This is a genomic window from Sulfurimonas sp. NWX79 (assembly GCF_039667035.1).
Classification (GTDB): Bacteria; Campylobacterota; Campylobacteria; order Campylobacterales; family Sulfurimonadaceae; genus Sulfurimonas; species Sulfurimonas indica.
Map to the genome: position 1 here is coordinate 1 of NZ_JALCZL010000040.1, position 4,944 is coordinate 4,944.

Below are 4,944 nucleotides of genomic sequence, written 5' to 3' on the forward strand. Positions count from 1 at the left end.
AAATGCTGGTTTCTAATGATACAGGTGTGCGAAATATGGGAATAGCCTTAGAGATTCCTACTGTTGGGATATTTTTTGAGATACCTCCGTTTCGTTACTGGCCGCGTGAAGAGAAGCATGATTGTGTTTTTACTATCGAGTACGAGAGTCCTGCAGTTGATGATGTTTTTGATGCAACAAGCCATATGATAGATAAGCTGTATGAAAAATAAAAAGATACTCGAACTTTGTTTAGCACCGGGGCTTGGTGGTTTAGAGATGTTTGTAGCACATTGTTACAAATATTTTAGCAAAGAGGGGGAATGTAAAGTTGTTGTTGCACCGAATTCAAAGCTTGACAATTATTTGGGAAATATAGAAAAGTTCCACCTTCAAAGAAGTAAGTTTTTTCCTTTTTTACCTGCAAAAAAACTCGCACATTACATTGATGATAACGATATAGATATCATTCATTTTCACTGGACACGAGATATGATAACGGCTGTTCTGGCTAAAGTGTTGAGTAAAAAAAAGCCAAAACTTGTACAAAGCCGTCATATGGGAATGACACGTTTTAAAGATGATGTTTATCATAAATGGCTATATAAAAATATAGATATGATGCATGCTGTAACACAGCAGGTAAAAGAACAGTTGAAAAAATACATACCACAGGAAGTACGGCCAAAAATTGAGATGATTTACCTAGGTGTAGCAGAGCCAAAAACAGATGAACAAAAAGTTGCCTCTTTACAAGAAAAGTATGCTTTGAATGATAATTTTGTCGTTGGCATAGTAGGAAGAATTGAAGAAGGAAAAGGGCAGTATAAAGTTATAGAGGCAATAGCACGTTTGCGTGAGCTCAATATAAAAGCAATGATTGTCGGTTCTGCAATGGATGAAGGCTATCTAGAAGCACTACAAGAGAGAGTCTCATCTTTGGATATAGAAGATAAAATTATATTTACCGGTTTTACAAAAGAGGTGAATGAACATATGAAACTGTTTGATGTTTTGGTTTTGGCGACAGAAAATGAAACATTTGGACTGGTGATTATTGAAGCGATGATTAACAAAATACCTGTAATCGCTACAAATAAGGGTGGACCGTTGGAAATAATAGAAGATGGTGTGGATGGACTTTTGTTTGATGGAAGTGTAGATGATTTGGGAGAGAAAATAGCTGTTTTATGCGATGATGAAAATATGAAAAATAAAATCATCAGTAATGCATTGAGTAAAGTAGTGCAAAAATTTAATCAAGAGAAACAACTTGCAAAGATATATGATGTTTTTGAAAAAATATAAAAAAGAAGATTTAAAAAACATAGAGAAAATCGGTGTAATCATGTTTGGCCTTTTGGGAGATGTGATTTTACGAACACCTGTTTTGCATGCGCTCAAAGAGATATACCCCAATGCAAAGATGGTTGCATTTGTAGATCCAATAGGTAAGGCAGTTTTAGAGAATAACAATGATGTTGATGAAATTATTGTTATTGATAGAAAAAAAGAAAAAAATAAATTACGCCAAAATTATAAAAAACTACAGGCTATTCTGGCTCTGCGCAAAGAAAAATTTGATTTGTTGGTGAATTTATATAATGGAGGATCTTCTCGTTTAATGGTTCAATTCTCCGGTGCAAGATATAAACTCGGTTTTTGTATGCAGAAAAATCAAAAAATTTACAATATAGAAAATAAGTGTGCAGAAGATAGACTCAAAGAGAGGCAATCTCTTTATAACTATATGATTTCAATTGTTGAACCATTAAGTGATAAAAAATTTCCACTTAAACCTCTGTTTAATTTAGATACAGAATCACTGGTAAAAATGCAAAACTTATTGGATGCAAGTGGATATGAAAGCGATAAAATTTATTTGCTCAATATGGGAGCGAGTAAAGAAGATAAAATGCTTACAAGTGAAAAATACTTTTTGATGATTCGCTATATATATGAAAAGTATAGCTATATTCCTGCTATTATTGCCAATCCTGGACAGGAGTATTTACAACAGGAACTTATTACAGTATATCTTAGAGATAATGATATTCCCTACATCAAACTTCCGACATTGCCTTTAGTGGATATTGCATCTCTCATCAAACTGACGAAGTTTATCATAACACCAGATACCGGTTTGATGCATTTGGCTATGGCTTTTGATAATTATATTATGACAATATTTACTTATACACATCCGATTTTTGTAGATCCGCATAATGATAAATTTGTTGCTGTATATGAAAGATTTGATGAAGATAAATTATATCAGCATCAAAATATTTCTACACAAAATATTATTAATGCAATTGTAATACTGTTTAAAAAATTAAAAAGTTAGTTTTTCTTTACTATAACAAAGATTTGTGCTAAAGCATTATTATGACTTTGATCAATTGGGAGTCTAAAGAGATGAGAAATGGCTAAATAGACTTGTTTTCGAATACCAAATATTTGAAATGCCGATGCAATTTTTCTGGCCATATTCATTCCAAAATGTGCAGTATTCCTAGAATAAACAGAATGATATAAAGAACTTCTGTCATAGTCTAAATCTTGTAATTCAATTTTTATGAGAGTACTCTCTGGAAGAGATGAAACTAAATCAAGTAAATTATACGATTTATCAGACCAGCTTTTTCTTTTTGATATTGTAAATGTAGACTTATGATCATCATTGAATAAGCTGGGAAAATAACCTTGCTCATATAAATCTTCATCGGGAACTGTAAAAATTAAATGTCCGCCACTTTTGACAATTTTCCACCATTCATTTAAAGCTTCTTGTGGATTATGCATATGCTCTAAGCAGTGAGAAGAAAAAACATAATCATATTGTTTATCCACATATTGAGTAATGCAGTTTGCATCACCATCATCTATATCAAATGCTCTTGCAGTTGGCATAATAGGATCTAAACCACATCCTATATCAATACCATCTCCTGATAATAAATTTTTTTCCCAATCTGTTAAAATTTCTTTTGTTTTTGAAGCTTCAAAGCCCATTATGTAATCCTTTTTTTATATGTAATTTTTGACAAAACATTAAAAAAACCTCCAAAGAGTGCGAAAAATATCATTGGATTCATTGTATGTAATGTATTGTGTGAAAATGAAAATAGAGTAAATGCTAAGGCAAAGAGTAGAGCCATAAGTTTATATTCTTTGTCCTGATTGTAAGAAGAAGCTCTAAAAAGTGAGATGATAATCAAGAGAGAAATAATAATACCAACAACTCCTAATTGTGCAGCAACTGTTAAAAAAGCACTGTGATAATCAGCATATTCTTTCATCTGTTGTGGATTGAATTTTAATTCTTTTGAATACTGTTTTATATCTGCCATTTTATAATCTATACCTGTCCCTAAAAGAAAATTATCTTTAATTGTATTGATTCCAATAATACTCAGAGCTACCCTTGTTGCACCGCTACCGCTATAGTCATTATTATGGACCATATTATGTATGTCATTATAGAGCTGATTAGATCTCTTATGAAAATTGGTACTAAAATTATATGCAAGTGAAAAAGTCAGCAAAAGAATGAATAGAGCTGCGAAAAAAGCTTTGAGTTTGTTTTTTACAAGAGATAAAAAAACTGTAAAAATAAGAACAATATAGATGACCTGGCCACTTCTTCCTCCATTTACAAACAAATTAATGGTTGCACTTAAGAAGAAAAAAATATAAAAGAGTTTATATTTGAGATGATCTTCATAAAAGAGCATAACAAGGAGTAAAGAGATTGTAAATGCTAAGACGGTACTGTATGTCATATGACTCATAAAAGGGGAAGGATCTGTAGGTGAAATATTTTTGTAATGAATCCACTCAAAGAAAATAGCATAGGACATCAATTCGCTGATAAACATGGCAGCTAAAAATGCGGATATAATCTGTTTGGTATATTTTGTATCAAAAGAGGAATAAAATACAAAGATAACAAGCAGATGTCTGTATTTCGCTACATATCTAAAGGTTGTTTCAGCATTGCCGTGCCACACTATAGACAAGAGGCTGAACCCTATAAGTGAAAAAACAGCAATACTTAAAAGATTTGTTTTGTAAAGCTGCCACTTTTCTCGCCAGTTCCCTTCAATAATCCATAATAAAATTGCAAGAACTTCAAAAAGATTGGTAGCGGCTTTTGAGACAGGAAAGCTAAAAGCATAGGCAATCAGAACAAAGCTGATATATTTTTTAAAATCTATTTCTTTTCTTGCAAGAGTAAGCAATCTTCATCCATACTGTTTAAGTTAGTACAAGTGTACAAAAATAATGTTAAAAAAGGTATAATTTTATAAAAATATTTTGCAATTGGTTCATTTATGGAAAATAGTACACCCTTTATTTCAATAGTTGCTCCTTGTTTTAATGAGCAGGAAGTCATCGATATATTTTTAGAGAAGATTTTTTACATTATGCAAAAGCTTGGTAGAAGTTTTGAGATAGTTTTTGTAAATGACGGCAGTCGTGATGCTACTTTGGAGATTTTGCAGGCAAAATCACAAGAGTTTGCTGAGGTTCGTGTTATCAATCTCTCACGCAACTTTGGCAAAGAAGCAGCTCTTACAGCAGGCATAGATGCTTCAAGAGGAGAAGTTGTTGTTCCTATTGATGTTGACTTGCAAGATCCCCCTGAGCTTATCTTGGAGTTTGTTAAAAAGTATGAAGAAGGCTATGATGTAGTTGTGGGTAAAAGAGCTGATCGTACAACTGACTCTCATGCAAAACGCATCAGTGCTGAGCTTTTTTATAAAATGCACAATAAAATCTCAGATATTGAGATTCCACACAATGTCGGAGATTATCGTCTGATGTCACGCAGAGTTGTAGATGAGCTGAAAAAACTTCCTGAAACACAGCGTTTTATGAAAGGAATCTTCGCCTGGCTTGGTTTTAAAACAGCTGTTGTTGAGTACAAGCGAGAAGAGAGAGCTGCAGGTGATACAAGTT

The 4,944-nt window shown here is 32.6% G+C and carries 6 protein-coding genes; 4 read left to right on the forward strand and 2 right to left on the reverse strand.

Going from position 1 to position 4,944, the window contains the following annotated elements; all coding sequences use genetic code 11:
• From MNY27_RS10675 to MNY27_RS10685, 3 genes are all read left to right on the forward strand, one after another.
• Positions 1 to 212 (forward strand): hypothetical protein (locus tag MNY27_RS10675; RefSeq protein ID WP_346392317.1); only part of this gene is annotated, 212 nt, incomplete at its 5' end.
• Positions 202 to 1,287: a glycosyltransferase family 4 protein gene (locus MNY27_RS10680; protein WP_346392318.1), complete on the forward strand. Its 1,086-nt coding sequence runs from the start codon at positions 202 to 204 to the stop codon at positions 1,285 to 1,287. The genes MNY27_RS10675 and MNY27_RS10680, both read left to right, overlap by 11 nt.
• Positions 1,274 to 2,326, forward strand: coding sequence for a glycosyltransferase family 9 protein (locus tag MNY27_RS10685; protein WP_346392319.1), 1,053 nt, complete (start codon positions 1,274 to 1,276; stop codon positions 2,324 to 2,326). Before MNY27_RS10680 ends, MNY27_RS10685 begins: the two co-directional genes overlap by 14 nt.
• Here the strand turns inward: MNY27_RS10685 and MNY27_RS10690 are convergent.
• Positions 2,323 to 2,994 carry a methyltransferase domain-containing protein gene (locus tag MNY27_RS10690; RefSeq protein WP_346392320.1) on the reverse strand — a complete coding sequence of 224 codons (672 nt, stop codon included), beginning with the start codon at positions 2,992 to 2,994 and terminating at the stop codon, positions 2,323 to 2,325. The two genes, MNY27_RS10685 and MNY27_RS10690, sit on opposite strands and share 4 nt — an antisense overlap.
• Positions 2,994 to 4,223 carry an O-antigen ligase family protein gene (locus tag MNY27_RS10695; RefSeq protein WP_346392321.1) on the reverse strand — a complete coding sequence of 410 codons (1,230 nt, stop codon included), beginning with the start codon at positions 4,221 to 4,223 and terminating at the stop codon, positions 2,994 to 2,996. The genes MNY27_RS10690 and MNY27_RS10695 overlap by 1 nt, the downstream gene beginning before the upstream one ends.
• 93 nt (positions 4,224 to 4,316) lie before the next feature.
• Here MNY27_RS10695 and MNY27_RS10700 point away from each other — a divergent pair.
• Positions 4,317 to 4,944: glycosyltransferase family 2 protein (locus MNY27_RS10700; RefSeq protein WP_346392322.1), on the forward strand; the 628-nt coding region annotated here is incomplete at its 3' end.